General features: G+C 53.4%; 19 protein-coding genes. 3 read left to right on the top strand and 16 right to left on the bottom strand.

All coding sequences use genetic code 11. The features are described 5' to 3' along the window. Positions 1-243 precede the first annotated feature (243 nt). The 12 genes from EJP87_RS03395 to EJP87_RS03340 all read right to left on the bottom strand — a co-directional run bounded on the left by EJP87_RS03395 (position 244) and on the right by EJP87_RS03340 (position 12,017). Complete coding sequence (locus tag EJP87_RS03395; RefSeq protein WP_193771111.1) at positions 244-636, bottom strand: heavy-metal-associated domain-containing protein; 393 nt, start codon at positions 634-636, stop codon at positions 244-246. A 397-nt stretch (positions 637-1,033) separates the two neighbouring features. After that, positions 1,034-1,930 (bottom strand): cation diffusion facilitator family transporter, encoded by an 897-nt coding sequence (locus EJP87_RS03390; protein WP_193771110.1) that lies wholly within the window; start codon positions 1,928-1,930, stop codon positions 1,034-1,036. Between the two features lie 858 nt (positions 1,931-2,788). Beyond that, the gene (gene fliP, locus EJP87_RS03385; protein WP_130470465.1) at positions 2,789-3,514 is read right to left on the bottom strand and encodes a flagellar type III secretion system pore protein FliP; all 726 of its coding nucleotides are present in this window, start codon (positions 3,512-3,514) and stop codon (positions 2,789-2,791) included. A 53-nt stretch (positions 3,515-3,567) separates the two neighbouring features. Beyond that, a complete protein-coding gene (locus tag EJP87_RS03380; RefSeq protein WP_130470458.1) occupies positions 3,568-4,179 on the bottom strand; it encodes a flagellar biosynthetic protein FliO in 612 nt (203 codons plus the stop codon). After that, the gene (gene fliN, locus EJP87_RS03375) at positions 4,179-4,472 is read right to left on the bottom strand and encodes a flagellar motor switch protein FliN (RefSeq protein WP_227657429.1); all 294 of its coding nucleotides are present in this window, start codon (positions 4,470-4,472) and stop codon (positions 4,179-4,181) included. The genes EJP87_RS03380 and fliN overlap by 1 nt, the downstream gene beginning before the upstream one ends. Positions 4,473-4,611: 139 nt before the next feature. Beyond that, positions 4,612-5,601, bottom strand: a complete 990-nt coding sequence (gene fliM, locus EJP87_RS03370) for a flagellar motor switch protein FliM (RefSeq protein WP_130470457.1) — start codon at positions 5,599-5,601, stop codon at positions 4,612-4,614. Between the two features lie 26 nt (positions 5,602-5,627). Then, positions 5,628-6,143 carry a flagellar basal body-associated FliL family protein gene (locus EJP87_RS03365; RefSeq protein ID WP_130470456.1) on the bottom strand — a complete coding sequence of 172 codons (516 nt, stop codon included), beginning with the start codon at positions 6,141-6,143 and terminating at the stop codon, positions 5,628-5,630. A 343-nt stretch (positions 6,144-6,486) separates the two neighbouring features. Continuing rightward, on the bottom strand, positions 6,487-7,938 hold the full coding sequence (locus tag EJP87_RS03360; protein WP_193771109.1) for a flagellar hook protein FlgE: 1,452 nt from the start codon (positions 7,936-7,938) through the stop codon (positions 6,487-6,489). 144 nt (positions 7,939-8,082) lie between these two features. Beyond that, entirely contained in the window at positions 8,083-8,757 is a 675-nt protein-coding gene (locus tag EJP87_RS03355; RefSeq protein WP_130470454.1) for a flagellar hook assembly protein FlgD, read from the bottom strand. A 114-nt stretch (positions 8,758-8,871) separates the two neighbouring features. Further along, positions 8,872-10,287, bottom strand: coding sequence for a flagellar hook-length control protein FliK (locus EJP87_RS03350; protein ID WP_193771108.1), 1,416 nt, complete (start codon positions 10,285-10,287; stop codon positions 8,872-8,874). Between the two features lie 198 nt (positions 10,288-10,485). Then, entirely contained in the window at positions 10,486-11,478 is a 993-nt protein-coding gene (locus tag EJP87_RS03345; protein ID WP_130470452.1) for an NAD(P)H-dependent flavin oxidoreductase, read from the bottom strand. Positions 11,479-11,618: 140 nt separating this feature from the next. Then, on the bottom strand, positions 11,619-12,017 hold the full coding sequence (locus tag EJP87_RS03340; protein ID WP_130470451.1) for a hypothetical protein: 399 nt from the start codon (positions 12,015-12,017) through the stop codon (positions 11,619-11,621). Positions 12,018-12,611: 594 nt separating this feature from the next. On the opposite strand from EJP87_RS03340, the gene EJP87_RS03335 reads away from it, so the two are divergent. The 3 genes from EJP87_RS03335 (at position 12,612) to EJP87_RS03325 (ending at position 15,873) form a co-directional block, all read left to right on the top strand. Then, complete coding sequence (locus EJP87_RS03335; protein WP_130470450.1) at positions 12,612-12,926, top strand: STAS domain-containing protein; 315 nt, start codon at positions 12,612-12,614, stop codon at positions 12,924-12,926. 30 nt (positions 12,927-12,956) lie between these two features. Further along, entirely contained in the window at positions 12,957-14,666 is a 1,710-nt protein-coding gene (locus EJP87_RS03330; protein ID WP_130470449.1) for an ATP-binding SpoIIE family protein phosphatase, read from the top strand. Between the two features lie 82 nt (positions 14,667-14,748). Then, a complete protein-coding gene (locus tag EJP87_RS03325) occupies positions 14,749-15,873 on the top strand; it encodes a CBS domain-containing protein (protein WP_130470448.1) in 1,125 nt (374 codons plus the stop codon). 649 nt (positions 15,874-16,522) lie between these two features. On the opposite strand, the gene der is transcribed toward EJP87_RS03325, so the two are convergent. From der to hisS, 4 genes are read right to left on the bottom strand one after another with little or no spacing between them, the layout of a single operon-like run. Continuing rightward, positions 16,523-17,977 carry a ribosome biogenesis GTPase Der gene (gene der / locus EJP87_RS03320; protein WP_130470447.1) on the bottom strand — a complete coding sequence of 485 codons (1,455 nt, stop codon included), beginning with the start codon at positions 17,975-17,977 and terminating at the stop codon, positions 16,523-16,525. Further along, positions 17,967-19,172: an outer membrane protein assembly factor BamB family protein gene (locus EJP87_RS03315; protein ID WP_130470446.1), complete on the bottom strand. Its 1,206-nt coding sequence runs from the start codon at positions 19,170-19,172 to the stop codon at positions 17,967-17,969. Before EJP87_RS03315 ends, der begins: the two co-directional genes overlap by 11 nt. Continuing rightward, positions 19,169-19,813 carry a YfgM family protein gene (locus EJP87_RS03310; RefSeq protein ID WP_130470445.1) on the bottom strand — a complete coding sequence of 215 codons (645 nt, stop codon included), beginning with the start codon at positions 19,811-19,813 and terminating at the stop codon, positions 19,169-19,171. Before EJP87_RS03310 ends, EJP87_RS03315 begins: the two co-directional genes overlap by 4 nt. Before the next feature lie 22 nt (positions 19,814-19,835). Next, positions 19,836-21,089 (bottom strand): histidine--tRNA ligase, encoded by a 1,254-nt coding sequence (gene hisS, locus EJP87_RS03305; RefSeq protein WP_130470444.1) that lies wholly within the window; start codon positions 21,087-21,089, stop codon positions 19,836-19,838. Positions 21,090-21,245: the final 156 nt, after the last annotated feature.

Below are 21,245 nucleotides of genomic sequence, written 5' to 3'. Positions count from 1 at the left end.
CTCGAAACCCCTCCCAGCCCGCCACCTGCTGACAATCGGGAGAGCGATGCACAGACTGATACGACCTCTCTGCCACGACACCCCCAGCAGCAACACCCGCCAGGCGGATTTGCATCTCCCTATAAAGCAACCAATGGCGATGGAACGCCATAGCTGCAAATACCACTAATTGCAGACAGATTGCGGCAGCAATACAGAAAAACAGTTGCAGAGCACTCATCGCCTCATCTGCCTCCATAACCTCTAAACAGGTGGATCCTTTTCCTCTGCTACATTACGGTAGAGAAACGGATTATGCGCATGATCAGGCTTGTTCATCTCCGCAGATTGCTCATCATCCTCCAACTCTTCTAAAAAATGGCTCACTGCATGACGAAGATGCGATACCAAATCATCTTTCAATGTCAAACCCATGCTGCGCAAGCTGGTTTCTATCTCTTCCAAATGTAACTGACGCAGATCATAGGTAACCAACACCTGTTCTGCATCCTGCTCACACTCCACCGAGGCCACACCTTGCACCTCTAACAGTCTGCTCTTTACCGAATGGATATCCATACCCTCTGCCAAACGATCCAAATATAATGAGTGGGAAACCAGATAGGGTTTGCGAGAGGAATGCTGAATACATGACATGGTACACCTCCTGAAAAGGGACAAGCTGCCGAAAGATCTTTTCTGAACGGAATATTTTGTTGGAGTCTCCACATGCACGCCTCCAGGAAGAGATACCGCGTGGCGGGAGCAATCCGTTGCTTCAATAAAATACCTGTCATCGCGGCACCGGCTCTCCTGAGCATGTTTTCCTGTTGCTGCTGGGACATACAAACGGGAGGCTGCCATCTTCCATAGAGCACTCCGCTGCCTGTATCACGACTGGTAGAGCATATTCTAAAGGCAAAAGATGAAATGAAACTGAATTTGCCGACGTTTTAGCCCTTTTTTGCAACAGAATGGTTATGCTGCTGTTCGTCAGCAATACCAAACAGTTGCCCATATTTCCACAACAGGATTGGTTTGCAAGGAGGGAAAATCAAACCGGATCAATATGCAATGCCACATGTTTGACATCAGGAATGCTTAACAACATCGCCTGGATATCTTCATCCAGGTCATGGCTCTCCTGCAATGCAAGCTCCCGGTTTACATTGACATGTACCGCAATATGGATCTCTGATCCCACATAGTGAATGCGCAATTCATGAAAATTGCGAATGCGTTTTTGCTTTTTCAGTAGATTAAATTTGGCGTGGATGATGCGCACAATCGCGGGATCGGGAACCGCACCTAACAATTTTTCGACATTTTCTTTGCCAAGGGCAAAACCGGTATAGGCAATCCAGGCCGCAATGAAGAGAGCTGCCACCCCATCGAGCCATGGCAAACCAACATCAACCCCTGCAACACCGACCATGGCCATGATGCTGATCAGCACATCCATTTTGGCATCCATGGCCGCCGCAATCAGAGCAGGGCTGCGTTGTTTGCGTCCCATGCGGCCTGCCACAACCCAGATAGCACTCTTGCTGAGAATCACCAAGGCCAGCACAAGCAGTGGTGCAATCCCTGCCAACGGCTCACCACCAGAAAAAAGTCTCGCCACAGCCTCACGAAACACCTGTGCAGCCAAAACACAGGTGAGAACCGCAACAGTAAAGGCAGCCAAAGGTTCGGTACGACTATGGCCAAAATGATGCCCGGCATCCGCCTGCTTGGCACTCTCCCGCACCGCAAACAAAATGATGATTGAGGTCACCACATCGGTCAAAGAGTTGCCTGCATCGGACAGCACCGCCAGCGAGTTGTAAGCCACTCCCACCGTCACTTTGGCAATAAAGAGCACAGCATTGATTACGATTAATATTCCAGCAGCGCGCATACTGGCTGAAAAGGCTGGCTTGCGCCGAAAAACGGAAAATGTCTGTGTCATGGTACTGCCTCCTTGCAGTAACTGCTCCCTGTTTGCCCACTTGCTCAACAAAAATTGATTCATGCCATGCTTGACGGATGGATGGGATGGAAGAGTCTGGGTAACTATCCACCACCCAAAACAATTGCGGGTCCAGGGAGGGCACCTCCCTGGTGGAGTCCAGAGGCAAAGCCTCTGGGGTTTTGTTTTTTGCTTTTGACGCGCTTTTTGCGTCGGTGCAGCGCGCCTAATGGAAGCAAGCTGTGCGGATTGGCGCGCATTTTTGCGCCAATCCGCACAGCATCCCCATGGGGGGAGAGCTGGCGAGTCATCGCAAATCGGGTAGACTTGGCAAGTCAGTACGAACCTGAATAGTTACGACTCTGGATCATTGCCAAAAGAGCTTACCTCAATCCTGCGCCTGCGTGAAAGATTAGCAGAGAGAATGCGGGAACCATAGCGATAAATGATGTGCGCGAAAAATGTAAGCACATGATATGCGCAAATAATGGGATCAAATGATGTGGAGTGGAAAACCATCTGTAACCATTCAGATCCGTGTCAGCTTGCTGACTCCTAAAACCCATGAAGAGCCTGTGCCTGTTGGCGCAAAAAAAACGCGCCAACAGGCACAGCTTGCATCCATTTGGCGCTTAAGCCGACGCAAAAAGCGCGTCGGCTAGTTGTGCAATGCGCGCCAAAAACAATAGCAAAATCCCAGAGGCTCCGCCTCTGGACACCGCCAGGGGGATGATCCCCCTGGACCCGCAATAGCAAAATCCCCAAGGCTCCGCCAGGGGGATGATCCCCTGGACCCGCAATTGTTTTTTTTCAAGATTTTTCTAATGACAAACGCTGGCAGGATGCAAAAAAAATCGTCTACTTGAAGGACTGTACCAACGAACCAACTACCAATGCCCAGCCATCTACCAACACAAACAAAATCAACTTGACCGGCATCGAAATCACCAACGGCGGCAACATCATCATACCCATCGACATGACAACACTGGCCACAACCATGTCAATGATTAAAAAAGGAAGATAAATCATGAAACCAATCTGAAAGGCTGTCTTCAACTCGGAAATCATGAACGAGGGAATCAATAAACGTAACGGTACCTCATCTGGACTCTGTACCTTCTGTACCCCCGACAAACGTAAAAAAAGCGCCAAATCTTTTTCTCGTGTCTGCCGTACCATAAAGTTGCGAATCGGTACCAAAGCCTTGTCCAACGCCTGCTCTTCCGAGATCCGCTTGTCCAGATAAGGACGTAACGCCTCCTCATGCACCCGATCAAAAACCGGACCCATAATAAAAAAAGTCACAAACAACGATAAGGCAATCAATACCTGATTGGGAGGCTGTCCCTGCAAACCCATCGCCTGCCGGACAAATGACATGACCACAACAACCCGCGTAAAAGAGGTCACCATGATCAAGATGCTGGGCGCCAATGACAACAAAGTCATTAAGGCCAGAATCTGTAAACCTACACCTACCTGCTCCGGATCCGCTTTGCCACTGACACCGCCAGTCGAAAAGGTCACCCCAGGTAAACTCACTTCCGCCGCCAATGCCCACTGCGGCAACAACCAACCCATCAGGGTCAGCACAAGGCCACCCCAAAACAACCAGCGCTGCCGCAAATCTCTGCTCACCGCCGCAAACCCTGATCCATCAAAGAGGGCTCATTGGCATGACGCACAACCCGCCCATGCCGCATACCCTTGGCAGAAACTATCTCCACCGCCGGCTCCTCCTCTTCCTCCTCTGCCGGCTCGTCCAGCAGATCCTCTTCACTCAACTCGCCAATCAAGGTCACCCGCTCACGAGTCACACCAATCAACCAATAGCGCGAACCCACCCGCAGCAAACGTACCCCAACCCCAGGAGCCAAATTGCGCCCATCCTCAATGAAAATGGGACCGCCACCCCGCCATTGCGGACGTAAACGTCTGCCCAGACGCACCACCAACAACGCCAAGGCAACCAATACTACCAACGCACCAATAACCTTCCAAAAGGCCTCGCCCAGCCAATCATTCACCGAAACCAGCTTGGCAGCCTCAGCAAACATGCCCTTGCTCTCCGGTATGGGTTTGCTCTCCACAACTGGTCTGTTTTCCGCTACTGTCGGCTTGCCCTCCACCATCGCCGCTGGTGGCGGTGCAGCGTTGCCTGTCGTGGCGCTTTCCCCAACCACTATACCCAGTGCCAACAATACGCAGCAGATGAGGCGATAGACATCCACCCCAAAGCAACGCATTAGCGCAAATTCTCCAACCGCTCGGCCAACGAGACAATATCTGTGATGCGGATACCCAGCTTATCCTTGATCATCACCACCTCGCCATAGGCCAACAAACGATCATTGACATGGATCTCCAACGGCTCATCAGCCTCTTTTTCCAATTCAATCAATGATCCTTTGTTCAATTTCAGCAGATCCCGGATCTGCATGCGCACATGTCCCAAACGCACGGAAACATTCAATGGAATATCCATCAGAAGTTCCATGTTCTTGGTATGCGACTCTTCTCCGTAGCCTGAATCGGACAATTTCAAATCTCCAATATCAAATCCAAGAAACCCGCAACAGGTTGCCTATCGGCCAGTCCACCCGGGCTGCCCTGCTCTCCGGTTGTGCCACTTCACCTATCAACCACAGCCTTGCATAAAAGGCTATACAACGACCAGCCTATTGATTCTCTTCATGAACACGGGTCACTCGCATCACCCGCCGTCCATCTACAACCCCAGCCATACCATAATACTTGACCAACCCTTCCACCTCAATCGGCATCTCTGCCGCAATATCATGACTCAAGGTGACCACATCACCAACCTTCAAGTGTAGCATCTCCTGCACTTTCATGGTCTCCCGCGAGACCACCGGTGAGACACGCAACGACACCTGATCCAACTGCTGCAACATGGTATCCATCCAGGCTGAAGCTCCCTCTACCTGCTCGCGCTGGAAACCAACCTTGAGCTGCTGCTTGAACAGCTCCAATACCACCGAAGGATAACAAATGGTCAATGTCCCTTCCGTATCCCCAACCTCGACGCCAAAGGTGATCAAAAATACCGTCTCATCCAAAGGCACCACCGCAGCAAACTGGGGCTGATTCTCCCAACGAGTCATCACCAGACGGAAAGAGGCATCCATCTTTTTCCAGGCCAGTTCAATCTGCTCCCGCGTCACCTCCATCACCCGGTCGATCACCTTCATCTCAAACGGGGAAAAGTTGCGCAAAGGACGCTCCGATGAGCCGGCTCCACCAAAAAAACTCTCCAAAATATGAAACATCACATCGCCACTGATCGAAATCAAACTCATCGATTGCGATGGCTCTACCCGCAGAATGTTGATAAAAATCGGCGGATCCAGAGAGTGCAAAAAACGACCAAAAATCTGATTGGTGGTGGCCTTGGGCTGGACATGCACCTCGCGGCCTACCTTTTGACTTAATTTGAACGAGAGTTGCGACGCCAAATGCTCGTTGATCATGTCGAGCCCAGGCATTGCCCCCACACGAATCGCCGTCCGCTGGCCAAAAAAGAAAGGGGTCACCTTTTTATCTTCTTTGACCTTCTCCGGCTTGCCAGGAGGTTCCAAATCCAGCGTGCCCTCCTCCAACCCCTGCATCAGGGCATTGATCTCTTCCTCGGACAGGATCTGCGTCATGTGCGTATCTTGGAATCGGAAAAATACTACTGGATGACAAATTCGGTAAAGTAGACCCGCGCTACTGTACCGTTAACCAACAACGCATTGATCCGGGATAACAACTCCTCCCGCAAACGGAATTTTCCCTCCAGAGATTGCAACTCCTGGAACGTTTTGGAGGTTAACAATGCTAATATCACATCCTGCAACTGCGCCGCCCGCCGATCCAACTCCGGCTTCAAATCGGAGGCACTCATCTCCAATTGAATGGTCGCCTTCAAATAACGGCTACCCTTGGGCTCGTTGAGGTTGACCACAAATGGTTCCAATTTATACATATCCCCCACCATGGCATTGGTATCCTTGGCCACATCGCCGGCCTTGGGTTCCGGTTGAATGGCTTTGGCCTCCTCCACCTGCTTGGCAGCAGAGCTGCTGCCCGCCATATATCCCCCTCCCGCACCCAACAACAGCGCAACAATCGGGATGATAATTTTCAACAATCCACCCAAACCGCCCCCGCCTGACTCTTTTGCTTCCTTATCTGCCTCTTCCGCCATGGTCTGATCCCTTCACTCTCGGTTTCAAATGCGTTTCCTGTAGCCACGCTGCCTACGCCTCACGCCTATCTCCTCTCTGCCCACTCCGAAAGATACCCTTCAGCACAGAAACGGCACAGGAACGGCGACCCTCACGGCGGTCAGGATAGCCTGCAACGCACAGGAATGCAACAGCCAAAATCTACATCCTATTTTTTACTTTGGCAAATCTTTCCATGATTACATCCAACATACAGACAAAACCGGCGGGACTTCTGCCCCGCCGGTCTTCTCTTTCAGCTTGCGAACAGCTACTCCGATCAATATACACTGTCCGCAGCGACAAAACCACTATAAAACCTCACTAACGTTTCAAGGATAGCAACTCCTCCAGCATGCCATCCACCACCGAGACAATGCGCGAGTTGGCCTGGAAACCACGTTGCGTGGCAATCATGCGCACAAACTCGCCAGACATGTCCACATTGGATTGCTCCAGCGAATAGGAAACAATGCTCCCCAAACGATCCCCTTCAGGAACATTGGTGTGGGCGGCGCCAGATGCGGTCGTGGCTGCAAACAGATTGCTCCCTTTCTGTGCCAAAGCTGTCTCATCATCAAAATCGGCCAAGGTGATTTGACACAAGGCTTTGCTGCGGCTGTTGGTATAGTTGCCGGTAATAACCCCATCCCCACTGATGGAGATTTTGTCCAGATTGCCACGCGGAAAACCGTTCTGATCCAATTTGGTGGTGGCAAAACCACCAAACACACTGGTCGAACCACTGCTGCTGCTGGTCGTCACATCGGTATTCCAGGCCGTCAAGGTCGAATCAAAAGATAAATCGGTATCCTCTTTCAACGCATAATCGTTGCTCGAATCACCCCCTGCACCCACTGCCTGACCAAAATCTACCAAAATATCCTGTTGACTGGTCCCACCCAAGAAATGGACCGCCATCGGCGATGAACCTTCCCGCAACAGGCGACCATGATCATCAAATTCCAACAAACCAGGCGTGTAGGGGGTAGTCGGAGCCGTACCACTGGCCGGAACCGAACCAAAACTCAACACCTGCATCCCAGTTGCTCCAGAGGTCACCTCACTGGCCTGTACCGCCGCCTGCCACTGCCACTGGCTGTCCCCTATCTTGCGAAACTGAATCTCCAGATTGTGACCAGCTCCCAAGGAGTCATAAACCCGAACCGATGTGGAAAAATTATAGGTCGCCGAATCTTCTGGATCAAAATTGGCAGCCGGATCAAAAACGGTCGCCGAAGTATCCAGGTTGACCCCAACATTCACCCGCGTCGTCGCCAAACCAGCATCCCGCTCATAAGGCTTCAGATTGATATCAATCGGTGCCATGCTGGAACCAATCTCCTTGCCTTGCAAAACCATTCCGCCAGGAGTGACCAGATAGCCCTGCTCGTTTTGACGGAAATTGCCTGCCCGCGTGTAAAAGGTATCCACAGGCGTCCCCGTCGAATCGGTCTTGCCTGAGGCTTTCAAATCCTTCACTGTAAAAAATCCACGTCCATCAATCGACAAGTCGGTGACGTTGACCGTTGGCGCAAACGATCCTTGCACCATATTTTGTTGCACAGCCGCCAACCCCATTCCGGTACCCACCTGATTGGCATTACCCGCACCACTGTTGCCCACCGTCTGAATCAATACATCCTCAAAAGATGCCTGGCTCGACTTGAATGCCGTGGTGTTGGAGTTGGCCAGGTTGTTGCCGATGACCGTGATCGACTCACTGAAGTTGGTTAATGCGCTGGCACCCGCATACATCGCTTGTGTAATGGACATGCTGTTCTCCCAAAATGCGTTGGACATGCCGAAGCTTGCGCTTCGGCATCGATGCAATTTTTCTCTATTCTATCGATCAACGGGTCACCCCGGTGTGCTGCTCAATGCGTCATGCAATGGTTCTTTATTCCATCCACCAACGGGTCACCCCGGTGTGTTGCTCAATTCGATCCGGGTGACATCTGTCAACGCCATCTGCCGATCACCTAACTGTAACAGGATTCCGGCAGAACCACTGTTGACCACTCCTGTCACCTGCTGTGCTTGCAAAGTGCCCAATGCCATCTGACTGCCATCACTGCCTACCTGGCTGACCGCAAACTGATAGGTACCATTGGCTGCCGCAATGCCATCAATCGCTACGCTCCGCTCGCCTGCCTGCAGATTTTCTACATCCACACTCTTAATCAACTGTCCAAATTGATTGTAAATGCGCACGTTGGCATTTCCCGCTGTCGGCATCTGGAAACGCACCACCGCTGAACCATCCTTTACCGCCGTCTGGTTGCCAGAACCAATCACCCATTTGCCCATATAGGATACCGCCTGGTTCATTCCACCACTGCCCTGGGCATCCAACAGCTTCTGCAAGAGCTCGTTACTCTTGTTCTGCGAATCCAGGCTGCTGAACTGCGCCAACTGGGTCGTAAATTGCGTGTTATCCGTTGGACTTAGCGGATCCTGGTACTGCAGTTGCGTGGTCAGCAACTTCAAAAAATCCAAGCGCAACTGCTCTGCACTCTTGTTCGAGTTGTTACCCGATGTGCTGCTGGTGCTGCTGGTTGTCGGAATCGTTCCAAATATTGGAGTCGTTCCCATGCCACTCTCCTCTTAAACCACTCAATTTTTTGTCTCTGCGCATGCGCCGACCGGAATGGGTTGCATACTGCCAACCCTCTCACCCGCCATCGAACCCATCCATCTTCATCACAATCAAACGATAATACTGAGCCCCTCGCTCACCGATACCGGCGGACGCCGAATCAGCTCAAGCGGATCCACCCGCACAGAGGGCTCCTCACTCAACCGTCCCAAACCGCGCGCCAGCAAATTTTCCCGCTGCGCCTGCTGATCGGCAAAACTCCACTGCGCTGCCGCATATTGCTCTTGTTGTTCCTGGTCACCAACCTGCACGATCACATCACCAAAACCCATCTCTTGCCGTGCCAGCGCTTCACGCAACTGTCCCATCTGCCGATGCAAAAGCTCCTTGGTTGCCTCCGATTGGGTGGTGATCATTAAATGCACCTGATTCTGTCCATCCACACGCACACGCAAATCTATGCTACCCAAATCCTCTGGATCCAAAGTCACCCGCAACTGATCGGTCATGCCTCCCCGCGTCAGCAGCCGCATCTTGCCCACACGATCCACCAACTCATCGGCAAACTGCGGCGATTGCGCCGACAGAGAGCCACCACCGCTCACCGCCCGACTGTTCCCGGAAACGCGCAAGGATCCCTCTGTAGCAACTCCCCCATCGGTCACCGCTTGCAGTTTGCCCAACACCTCTGCAACCTCTTCGGTTCCTGACTTGGCCAGCACACGCCCCTGCATCATCTTCTCAACCATCTGGGCCATGGTGGCCGTAGGCAGCAAAGCTGCCACTACTTTGTTGCCAGCCTCTGCCATCACCTGAGGAATCTGCTGCTCACTCTCACCATTTTGCCCGGCAATACCCAACAGAGACAACTGCATCAACAACTCTTCGGGAGTCATCGTCCCCTGCCCGGCTCCCGCCCTGGCCGCTGAGTCTCCTGTCGCAACAGCGCCATGCGCCATCCCCAGGCGTTGCAAACGGGCCAACACCTGCCCGGAAAGATCCTGAGCCGACAACGCCGCCGAACCGGTCGCCTCTCCTGTTTTGCCACGCTCACCTTGCCGCCTGGGTGCAGATTCTACCTCTTTGTCAGATACCGCAGACTCTGTTGCTGCCGCTACCTCTTCCTCCTGCCCCGCCGAGACATTCTCAGACACCGACTCTTCATCTGCAGGCATCGACTCTTTTGCCGATAGCGCAGAGTGTTCTGTGGTCACTTTGCCACTCTCTTTATCGGCGCCGGCACGCTCCTCCGCTCCTCGCACTTCGCTGGCCGACTCTTTTGCCGCCAACTGCGCTTTTTTCTCCACTGGAGGGCGACCGCGCTCACTCTTGCCAGCAGCAGTTGCCGCTGCCCCTTTGGGACTACTGCCTTTGACCTCCCCACTCTTGCTGCCCAAAAACTTCCCTAACGTCACATCAAACGACGCCGCATCCCCACCTGAAGGCGCGTTCGATAATTTGCTCAACACCGCCAGCCAATCAATCGCCGAAGGCGACGATGGCGCAGTGACACTGGAAGGAGTCATCGGCACATTCCTCATGCGTGAACAAAGCCATACCAAAATATCGGTTCACAACAGAGAAAGCAACAGGCATGCCACAATATAAACTATTGAATTTTAATTGATTTTACGATGCAACGGCAGGGAATACCACAAGACAAGGAAAGAAACTCCGGGCAGGAGCGGCAGTTTCTGCCTCCTGCCCGTTTTTACCACCTCTCCTCAATCGGCAACAATTTCAGCAACCAACTCCTGGATGATCTCTGCCACCGGCTGCACTGCTTTGACCATACCCACACTTTGTCCGGCCATTACCGAACCATATTCCACATCCCCATCAATGGCGGCCCGACGCAGTGCTCCTACCCAAAAATGTTCCAACTCCAACAAAGCATCCTTGCGTGTTTTACTGCCTGCTTTTACCTCCTCGATCAACTGAAGCTGCTTTTGATTAAATACAGATGTACCTTTATTGACCAAGGCTCGTACCGGAATGACCGGTAAAATGGGATCAAACTGCGCCGTCACCATGGCATCCCGTGATTGCGCACGCACAAACGCCTGCTTGAAATTATCATGGGCAATACATTCGCTGGCACAGACAAAGCGCGTGCCCAACTGACAACCCGCCGCCCCCATGGCTACCAGACTTGCCACCATCCGCCCACTCCCTATGCCACCGGCAACAAATACCGGCACCGCATCGACCTGGTACAAAATTTCCTGCACCAAAACATTGGTCGAAACCGGCCCCACATGCCCCCCTGCCTCATGTCCCTCGATGATCAAGGCATCGGCACCACGGCGAATCAACCGTTGCCCCAAGGCCAGCGAGGGTGCAAAGACAATCACCTTGACTCCGGCAGCCTTCAAGGTGCTCATTGTCTCCTGCTCCGGCAGCCCACCGGCCAGAATGCAATGGCCCACCCCCTCTTCCACCACCATCTGCACCAAAGCCGCCAAATCGGGGTGCATGGTGATCAAGTTGACCCCAAAGGGCTCTGCCGTGCGTTCGCGCGTGGCACGAATCTCACTGCGCAACAACTCCACCGGCATGCCGCCTCCCGCCAACACCCCAAACCCCCCTGCATTGGATATCGCAGAGACCAAATGACGCTCCGACAACCAGGACATCGCCCCGCCCAATATGGCATGACGTACCCCCAAAAAGGCACATCCTCTGCGCCACGACTCCCCTTTTGCCTGCTGCTCCATCCCTTTACTCCTCTCCACTCAGAGCGATTGCCGCCTGTCTGTTATGATATTTTTCTGATGATGTGGTCGCACAAAAGCAAAGACCGGGCAGAGCCCGGTCAAATACTTGTGCAACAACAGTGAACACTCACTCACCCCTCTTACGCGGCTTCGGCCTCTTCATCAATGTCCAACAAAGCATCTGCCAACACATCCGCGCCTACTCCCATATCCCGTGGACGACTGCGCCGCGACTCTGGGACCAAACATACCTTCAAACGATCCTCCAAACGATTGAGCGCCCACTTTGGATCGATATTTACCAGCGAACAGATCCAATTGAATGACCCTGGCTCCATCGAAGTGGAATGAAACCATTTTTTCAGCGTGCGATAATCATAGCGAAAGACCGGATCCTCCATAATAGCCGGATCCTGGCGATACCGCTCCAAAGCAACCAGATCGCGTACCGCACGATCCATCACTGCCATCCACAGGTGCGTGTCATTGTTATCGCAGACCGCATCGCTGATCACTTCCGAAACCATTGATTTCTTCATAGAACGCGCAACCTTTCACGTAGTTAAGGTGTTCCGGCCTCCGGCCTGGGCAGGATGCACTCCCTGGATCCCTTGCAAGCGGCCTGTGACACACCGCGATGAGTCGATGTCCACCTTCCTTGGCTGCTTCACCCAAACCTGCCATGCGGGCAGCAGAGCACATCGCTGTCGCTGCCACCCGGAATTTTCTTCCCCTCCCCAACGAATGCAACAACTTATATAAAGCAATATTAACTTAAGTGCGGACGACACAGCCCTTGACACAACTAAAAAACGATGGAAACAACAAACCTGCCGCATCATGAGGCGCCACGCCTGTCCGAATCCTCTCGATTTACCGCCTCTCCAGTAACTGCAGGGAGAATGTAGCAAATTGTATCAGGAAATGGTACAAAAAAATGCGGCAGCACAGCAAAAAATCCACAACCCGGTCAATTGCCAGCTAACCACACAGTATCACACTATTTTAACTATGATACAGTCAACATGCCTACACGCTGCGAATCGTCGTTGACTTCTTGATATTAATGGCTATCCTTGTGCAATATTGTTTCGATTCATCTCGATTGATGATTTTATAAGGAGTGACTGAACATGTCCGGCACCATTTCCATTGCGCGTACCGATCAGGAAACCACCATCAGCATCAAAGGCCGCTTCAACTTTGAAATGCATTCCCAGTTCCGGGCCGCTTACCAAGAAGAGACCGTCGATAAAAGCCGCAGCCGCCGCTTTATCATCGACTTGACCGGTACCGAATATATCGACTCTTCCGCTCTGGGCATGCTGCTCCTGCTCCGCGAAGAGGCTGGCACCAACGATGCCGATATCGAAATTGCCAACGCCCGTCCAGAAATCCGGAAAATTCTGGAAACAGCCAACTTTCAGCGCCTGTTCAAAATCACCTGATCCTTGAACACGTAAGGTGCGCCTCGGCTCATGAAAATCCTGATCGTTGACGATGACCGGATCAACAGCACTATCCTCCATCGCCTCCTGAGTCGAGAAGGTCATCAGGTCTTCTCCGCTGAAGATGGCCTGGCAGGCGTGGAAATGTTTGATAGCGAACGACCGGAACTGGTCTTGATGGATATCCGTATGCCACGCATGAACGGCTACGAAGCGGCTCGTGAAATCAAGCGTATCAGTTCCGATCGCTTCGTGCCTATCATCTTCCTCACCGCCGTTACCGACGAAGAGGGATTGGTGCAGTGCATCGAATCCGGTGGCGATGATTTTCTCACCAAACCATTCAATCGTACCCTCCTGCAAGCCAAAATTGAAGCCATGGAGCGGATCCGCCGCCTCCATACCGAGCTCCATAGCCAAAAAGAGGAGCTGGAACGCCATCAGGAGCGTGTACAGCAAGAGCTCGACATCAGCCAGCATCTCTTCTCCAACATTGTCCGCGCCGGCAACCTGTTTGATGCCCCTTGCCTGCGTCATATCTCCAGACCCATGTCCCAATTCAATGGTGATCTCCTGGTTGCCAGTTATAATCCGGCTGGGGGTCTGCATATCATGCTGGGCGATTTTACCGGACATGGTCTCTCCGCCGCCGTCGGGGCCATGCCCCTCTCCGAACTCTTCTACGGCATGACCGCACAAGGCTACTCCATCGGTGATATCGCCGATGAAATGAATGCCAAACTGCTCTCCATCATGCCCACACGCATGTTTTGCGCCGCATGTCTGCTTGAAGTCGATATGCGGCAACAAAGCCTGATGGTCTGGAATGGTGGCTTGCCCGACATTCTCCTGGTCGATGGCCAGGGTCGCATGCAGCAACGCATCGCCTCCTACCATCTGCCGCTCGGTATCCGTCCCTTTAACCCGGATGACCGCAAAGTCAGTATCTTTGAGTTACGCCCGGATACCCGCATCTTTCTCTACTCCGACGGCCTGACCGAAGCCACCCGTCACGACAACCTTATGTATGGCAGTGAACGGCTGGAACGCCATTTTGACGGCAACAGACAGCCAGAACATCTCTTCGACGACATCATCAGCGATTTGGACAGCTTCCGCGCCGGTGCCCAGCAATCTGACGACATCACCCTGCTGGAGATCAACTGTGCCCGCGCCAACGAAGAGCCGGTCAGCGACTCGCTCGCTCACGCCAGAAAAAAATTTATCCCCCCCACCAACTGGAGTCTCTCCTTTTTTTTCAGCCCCCAGTTGCTGCAGACCGTCGATCCCTTGCCTGCCATCATCAATTCGGTCATGAATCTGCAAGCACCAGCCGGACATCGCGAGCGTATCTATACCACTCTCGCCGAACTCTTTTCCAACGCCCTCGATCATGGACTCCTGGGTCTCGATACCAAAACCAAACAGACCCCAGAAGGATTCATGCGCTATTATAGTCAACGGGAAGAGCGTCTGGCCGCCCTGGAGCACGGTTTTATTCGACTGGAGTTGACACATATTCCACAATATGATGAAAAACAGCAAAAAACGGGTGGTGAAATGCATATTCGCGTTGAAGATGGAGGACCAGGTTTTGATCACCAACATGTCCACTCCACCCTGGATGGCAATATGGGACATGGCGGACGCGGTATCGCCTTGGTACGCTCCCTTTGTACAAAATTGGCTTATAACGAGGCCGGCAACTGTGCGGATGTTGTTTATCGCTGGACAATATAATAATATGCCTGTTTGATATGCGGCAATTTACGCAATCAACGATTCTCTGCTCCATCTTGAACGTATAGGCGAGTCACCCAGAATGGAAACACCCGAACCGATCAGCAATAAAGCCAGGGAATTTTTTACCAACTATTGCCTCACCCTGTCCGAAGAGCTCAATACGCTGACCACCAGCTCGGTGAACTGTACGCTCAGCGATTGCTCGCTGCTGCGCGGCACTGAGGAACTTGCCCCTCTCTTTGCCGCTGAACGCAGTGTCGCCCGCGGCGAAGAGGACTCCAGTGGCTTGGGTGACCTCCATCTGATCTTCGATACCAACCTCTCCATCGCCCTCGCCGGTTTGATGATGATGACCAACGAAGAGGTCATCCGCACTAAAGTGGCCAGCCGTGACTATGATGAAGAGACCCATGAAGGCTTCCGTGAAGTAGCTTCGCAAATCTTCGCTGCCTTGAACCGCTTGCTGGAAACCACAGTCCCCGATGGCGGGCATCTCTTTTTGGCTACCGTCCGCAAAACCGAAGCCGAAACCATGCCCCCCTCCGTAAATGGCGATACTACCTATCTGGTTGCCAGCCTGGAGATCAGCGTCGCCGATTTTGGCAGCTTCATGGCCCACTGGCTGATCTCGCGGCGTTTCGCAGCCGCCATGATCGGTATCCCTATCCCCGGTTCCCCTAAAGAAATGGCTCTGGCTGCTGGTGTAAGTGAGGATGCAATGCTTGAGGAAGAAGAGGCTGAATTGCCCCATACCGCGCCCGGTGAACTGCTGGCCCCACAGGTGGTCGGCAGCGTGCGCCTGGTGATGACCGAAACCCCCTTCACCCTTAAAGATGAAGAAAAGGTCATGCGCGGTATCACTGCCATCACCCAGGATGGCTATCGTTATATCGGTATCGAACAAAAAGGGGCGTTGGTACGTGTGCTCAGCCAAAGCGACATCTATCAGATAATGGGGGCCTCCTATGGCACCGGACCTACCTCACCGCGCGATAAGGCTCTCTACAACCTGCCCATCGGTAAATTTCATACCCAGCAGCAGTTGGTAAAAATCTCGGTCAACGGCACCATCAATGAGGCCGCCGATCTCATGCAACGCCACAAACTGCACGCCCTACCGGTGGTCAGCGGCCGGGGAACGTTGCGTGGTTTTGTACCGATCCATGCCATTCTTGATTATTTCCGCCGTATGGGTAAAAAATAGGCGCGTTTTTTTTCACCACACAAAACAATTGCGGGTCCAGGGAGGGCACCTCCCTGGTGGAGTCCAGAGGCGAAGCCTCTGGGATTTTGCTTTGTTTTTAATCTTTTGCTTTTAATCTTTTGCCTTTGGCGCGCTTTTCACAGTAAGCCGACGCGCCTTTTGCGTCGGCGCAGCGCGCCTAATGGACGCAAACTGTACCCATAGGCGCGCTTTTTTGCGCCTATGGGTACAGCCTCCCCATGGGGGTAGAGTCGGCGAGCCAACATGAGCCTGATACCAATTTGCCATCCATCAGACAAAAATCCAGCAATATTTTTCAGCAGTATTGATGCGGCTTGTGCAGAAAATGTTACCTGACATCCCACGGGACAAGCGCCATTTGTGCATATTTCCTCACGGTCGCCATAAGCAAATCTGTGCTTGTTGGATCACTTCCTCACGGTCGCCATAAACAAAACTGTGCGAGTCGGGCGTCCGCCCTCCCAAAGAGTGCTCCTTCGGAGCACAGATGAGTGCGGCGTGCGCGAATGCTACGCATTCGCTTCTGGTGAAACGCCGCACAGAAGCAGGACTCCGTCCTGCACCTGCCAGGAGGGGATAATCCCCTCCTGGACCTCCGTAATAGTTTTATTCTGCCTTTTTTTTCTTTTCAAGAGCGATTCTCTTGCACATAGGGATTTTCACTGCTGCTGGCGCGAAACCAAATCCGTATCGGTACACCTGCAAAACGAAAATGGTCGCGCAACTGATTCTCCAAATAGCGCCGATAGGTCTCGTGTACCGCAATATCCCGATTGGTAAACAACACAATGGTCGGCGGATTGATCGACACCTGAGTGGCATAACGGATCTTGACGATGCGCCCCCCCTGGCGCGGTGGCGGATGTTGCGCCGTTACCTCCAACAACCAACGGTTCAATGCCCCCGTTGAAATACGCAAGCGATTGGATTGCCACACCTGATGGGCCGCCGGCAACAAACCACCTACACCCATTCCCGACTTGGCTGAGACAAAATGGATCGGTGCATGGCCTAATTGCGGCAAGGCAAGCTGCAACTGCTCCTGTACCTGTTTTTTAACACCGCCACCACGCCGCTCGCGGGTGCCACTCCAACCCCAACGCCCCTCCTCCAGTTGGCCAATCGCATCCCATTTATTGATCGCCAAAATCAAGCCACACCCTGCTTCCGTGGCCAAATTGGCAACCCGTCGATCCTGATCGGTGATGCCCCGCAAAGCATCCAACAACAAAATCGCCACCTGAGCGCGCTCCATGGCCCGCAACGCCGCCAAAACCGAATATTTCTCTATACGCAAGGAGATTCGACTCTTTTTGCGGATGCCAGCAGTATCCACCAAAATAAAGCGACGCCCCTCGGCATCCTCCAGCGGCAGATCTATGGCATCGCGGGTGGTGCCCGGTTGATCGGATACCACCAAACGTGCCTCACCAACAATGCGGTTGATCAAGGTACTCTTGCCGGCATTGGGACAACCCACCACAGCCACCCGAATCTCTCCCTCATCCTCGGAGTTGCGCTGCTGCTCCAGATCGGCACTCCGTGGCAAAACCACCCCCTGCCGCTGCAATTCGGTAAACAGATCCTCCGCCAAACCATCCATACCCATGCCATGCAGCGCCGAAATACCCAGCACTGGATGCAGACCCAAACGATGAAACTCCCCCATCATCTCCTGGGCGCTGCGCCCTTCCGCTTTATTGACCGCACAGATCACCGGTTTTCCCGAACGACGCAACAGTTCGGCAACCACCCAGTCATCGGTCAACGGTCCCGATTGGGCATCGGTAACAAAAACAATGGCATCCGCCTCTTCGATGGCCACCATGGTCTGCTCACGCATCCCCACTGCTACTGCTACAGCAGGATCCGCTTCAAAACCGCCCGTATCCACAACACGAAATGTGCGCCCCTCCAATAAGGCTGTACCATATTGCCGATCACGAGTCAGCCCCGGTGTATCATCCACCAAAGCCGCACGGGTGCGCGTCAAACGATTGAATAGTGAGGATTTGCCAACATTGGGGCGACCTACCAAAGCCACAAGCGGCAAGGAAGAGTGTTGCTTGGGTTCAGAAATCATACCGCATCAGATTCCCATCATTGCTCCAGAGAAAGAGACGATCTTCCAGCAATACCGGATCAGCCAAAATGGCCTCTCCTAAACGATCCATGCCAATAACCCGCCCCGAATTGCTATCCAAAGCAAACAGCCGCCCTTTATCATCGGCAACTATCACCTTGTTGCCCGCTGCCACTGTTGCCGACAATAGCCCGTCACTGACCCGCGTGCGCCATAACTCCAAACCCTCTCCCGCACTCAAAGCCAGTACATAACCATCCATGTCGCTGAAAAAAAGTTGCCGTTTACCAAACCAGGGACGGCGTACTGCCGACATTTTATGCTCCCAAATCCGTGCGCCATTACGTGGCAACAGGGCCACGGCACGCCCCTGATGGTTGACTGCAAACAATTTTTTGCCCCCAGCCATCGCCCCTTCCTCTCTGCCTAACACCACGCTGGCCTTGATTCCTTGCAGCAGATCCAATTCACTGCGTCCACCGCTGACAGAGAGATTATCATTCCAGAGCGGCGCCCCGCTCTCCAAAAGCAACGCAAACAGATCTCCAGACGAATAACCAACAAACACCACCGGACCTTCAATCACCGGAGTGGCCGCACCCTGCACCACCAAAGGCTCCGGTGGCGTCGAATGTTTCCAAATTCGTTTGCCGTCTACAACATTCAAAGCGTGGGTATGATTGCTCAAAGTCTGAAAAATAACCCGACCTCCTCCTGCCGCCGGAGCCGAGGTTACCGGAGAAAAACCATCGGCACGCCACAAAATCTCACCCGTCTCCCGTGACAAAGCCACCATCTCACCGCTGCGCGTCCCGGCAAAAACCCGCCGCTCATCTACAGCCACCCCACCGCTGACCTGCTCGGCAACGCTCACCTCCCACAATACCCGGCCACTCTCCCGACTCAAACGCACCACCCGACCCTGAAAAGTGCCAACAAATATATCCTCCTCCGTCACCACTATCTGTGCCGGATGCTGGTGAAACTTACCTGCCGAACGGGCCACTGATGTTTTCCAAATCCGCGTTAAACCAGCAGACTCCTTCACCTGTGGCTCCACATAGGCCGGCACACCCGCAACACCCTTGTTACTCTTTTCCGGCCCCTCTTTGAAGGGATTCAAACTGCTGAGCGACGAACAACCTGTCCCCAGCAGCAACAAAATCATTCCACCGATTGTTTGCCAGCGTTTCATTTGCTCTCCTCCCCTCCCATCCGCTCCAAACGGCTCTCCAAGCGGGCCCGCAAGCTACCCTCTGTACTGAGTCCACGCGCTTCCCGATAATGGGCCACTGCTGCCTGCTTGTCACCACGTTGTGCCGCCAGCAAACCACGCAACTCCAAAGCATGGGCACGATAGGGTGATTGACCATCCATCCGCTGCACATAGCCCTCTGCCTTGCCACTTTCGCCCGCCGTCAGATAGGCCGCATTCAACAACGCCAAATCGCGCAATAGATTGAGATCGGCACCCTTGGCCACCTCTTCCAACTGCTGCAGGGCCTCTTCTCTCTTTCCTGTCGCTGCTAACGACTTGGCCTGTAGAACACGACCAAATTGACTATAGGCATGCCCGGAATGGTTCTGTAACAGTGCTTGCAACTGCTTTTCTGCCCCGGCATGATCCCCCTTGGTATAGAGATCCTGCACCACCAGAAAATATTCCGAGGCCGCCTGACTCTGCCGCAAACGATAATCCTGCCAGCCCACATAGGCAAATAGCGATGCAAAAAAGACCACAAAACCTGTAATGACCACGTTACGGTTGGCAAGCCACCACTTCTGCAGCCGATCCGCTTCCAGTTGCTCATCCACCTGCTCAAAAATATCCTGCATCACCGCTCCTTTTCTGCCCGCTTCACGACAACGCCCGCAGTGACTCTACCACCTGCCCCCAGTGTATCAGACGTTGCCCACCATCCCGCAAATCCTTAAATAATACCGACTGCTCGGCCAGCTCCTGCTCACCCAAAATCAATACCTGTGCCGCCAAAGCCCGATCCGCACGTCGCAATTGCGCCTTCAGCGAACCACCCAACCAATCCATTTGTACCGCAACCCCGGCACTGCGCCACTGCTCTGCCAAAAAGAGGGCCTGTCTGCCTGCTTCCGCCCCCACCGCCAACAGATAACAACCACTGCGGCTGCCATTGCGCAACCCCTTACCCTCCAACAACAGGGCCAAACGCTCCATACCCATGGCAAAACCGATGGCTGGCACCGCTTGTCCGCCCATCTCCGCCACCAGCCCATCATAGCGCCCACCTGCCGCAACCGCATTTTGTGCCCCCAAGGCAGTTGTGGTCACCTCAAACGCTGTCCGGGTATAATAATCCAAACCACGCACCAGCAATGGATTAACCATGTAGGGCAGCTCCATCCCATTTAACAGCTCCTGCAAGCCGCAAAAATGGTCGGCACAGGGGGGACATAAACTCTCCTGCATCGCTGGCGCCTGGCGGGCTACACCACGACACCCCTCCCCTTTGCAATCCAAAATACGCAACGGATTGCGCTGCAAGCGCTGGATGCAGTTACCACACAACTGCGCCTGGCGCTCCTGTAAAAAAGCAAACAAACGCTCGCGATAGGGGCCGCGACAACTGGCGCATCCCAGAGAGTTGATCTCCAAGGTCAGCGCATCATCAATCTGCAAGCGCCGTAGCAAGCGCACAATCATGGCCATCATCTCGGCATCTGCCAACGGCCCCTCAGCACCAAACAGCTCACAACCCATCTGATGAAACTGCCGAAAACGTCCCTTTTGTGGCCGCTCATAACGAAACATCGGCCCCATATAATAGACCGCCCAGGGCAGTGCACGCTGCAGATTATTTTCGATAAACGAACGCACTACCGAGGCTGTCCCCTCCGGTCGCAAACTCAGCGAATCCCCTCCCCGATCATTGAAGGTATACATCTCCTTCTCGACAATATCGCTGGTTGCCCCCACCGCACGCGCAAACAGCTCCGTCTTTTCAAAAAGAGGGGTGCGAATCTCCCGATAACCATAGGCAGCAAAAATCTGCCGGGCACTCTCCTCCAACAACTGCCAGGTCGGACTCTCTTCCGGTAAAATATCCCTGACCCCGCGTACCGTTGTAATCGTCATCCTCAAACCACTCCATCTGCAAACCACTCCACACTGCACCATTCTACCACTTCAGCCCACAGCAGCCTATCTTGAACCTCAGGGCAATCGCATTTGCCAATTTCTTCACTGTTGCCACAAGCGAAACTGTGCATGTCGGGCGTCCGCCCTCCCAAA

The organism is Candidatus Magnetaquicoccus inordinatus, assembly GCF_004217665.1.
GTDB lineage: Bacteria > Pseudomonadota > Magnetococcia > Magnetococcales > Magnetaquicoccaceae > Magnetaquicoccus > Magnetaquicoccus inordinatus.
This window is presented reverse-complemented; position numbering and strand designations above follow the sequence as displayed.

Excerpts from the sequence above, each read along its gene's own strand:
- EJP87_RS03310 (WP_130470445.1), bottom strand. The coding sequence starts at position 19,813 with ATGCAGGATATTTTTGAGCAGGTGGATGAGCAACTGGAAGCGGATCGG.
- EJP87_RS03365 (WP_130470456.1), bottom strand. The coding sequence starts at position 6,143 with ATGGCGGAAGAGGCAGATAAGGAAGCAAAAGAGTCAGGCGGGGGCGGT.
- EJP87_RS03350 (WP_193771108.1), bottom strand. The coding sequence starts at position 10,287 with ATGACTCCTTCCAGTGTCACTGCGCCATCGTCGCCTTCGGCGATTGAT.
- fliP (WP_130470465.1), bottom strand. The coding sequence starts at position 3,514 with ATGGGTTGGTTGTTGCCGCAGTGGGCATTGGCGGCGGAAGTGAGTTTA.
- EJP87_RS03340 (WP_130470451.1), bottom strand. The coding sequence starts at position 12,017 with ATGAAGAAATCAATGGTTTCGGAAGTGATCAGCGATGCGGTCTGCGAT.
- EJP87_RS03390 (WP_193771110.1), bottom strand. The coding sequence starts at position 1,930 with ATGACACAGACATTTTCCGTTTTTCGGCGCAAGCCAGCCTTTTCAGCC.
- fliM (WP_130470457.1), bottom strand. The coding sequence starts at position 5,601 with ATGACGCAGATCCTGTCCGAGGAAGAGATCAATGCCCTGATGCAGGGG.
- der (WP_130470447.1), bottom strand. The coding sequence starts at position 17,977 with ATGATTTCTGAACCCAAGCAACACTCTTCCTTGCCGCTTGTGGCTTTG.
- EJP87_RS03345 (WP_130470452.1), bottom strand. The coding sequence starts at position 11,478 with ATGGAGCAGCAGGCAAAAGGGGAGTCGTGGCGCAGAGGATGTGCCTTT.
- EJP87_RS03335 (WP_130470450.1), top strand. The coding sequence starts at position 12,612 with ATGTCCGGCACCATTTCCATTGCGCGTACCGATCAGGAAACCACCATC.
- EJP87_RS03330 (WP_130470449.1), top strand. The coding sequence starts at position 12,957 with ATGAAAATCCTGATCGTTGACGATGACCGGATCAACAGCACTATCCTC.
- EJP87_RS03315 (WP_130470446.1), bottom strand. The coding sequence starts at position 19,172 with ATGAAACGCTGGCAAACAATCGGTGGAATGATTTTGTTGCTGCTGGGG.
- hisS (WP_130470444.1), bottom strand. The coding sequence starts at position 21,089 with ATGACGATTACAACGGTACGCGGGGTCAGGGATATTTTACCGGAAGAG.
- EJP87_RS03325 (WP_130470448.1), top strand. The coding sequence starts at position 14,749 with ATGGAAACACCCGAACCGATCAGCAATAAAGCCAGGGAATTTTTTACC.
- EJP87_RS03355 (WP_130470454.1), bottom strand. The coding sequence starts at position 8,757 with ATGGGAACGACTCCAATATTTGGAACGATTCCGACAACCAGCAGCACC.
- EJP87_RS03360 (WP_193771109.1), bottom strand. The coding sequence starts at position 7,938 with ATGTCCATTACACAAGCGATGTATGCGGGTGCCAGCGCATTAACCAAC.
- EJP87_RS03395 (WP_193771111.1), bottom strand. The coding sequence starts at position 636 with ATGTCATGTATTCAGCATTCCTCTCGCAAACCCTATCTGGTTTCCCAC.
- EJP87_RS03380 (WP_130470458.1), bottom strand. The coding sequence starts at position 4,179 with ATGCGTTGCTTTGGGGTGGATGTCTATCGCCTCATCTGCTGCGTATTG.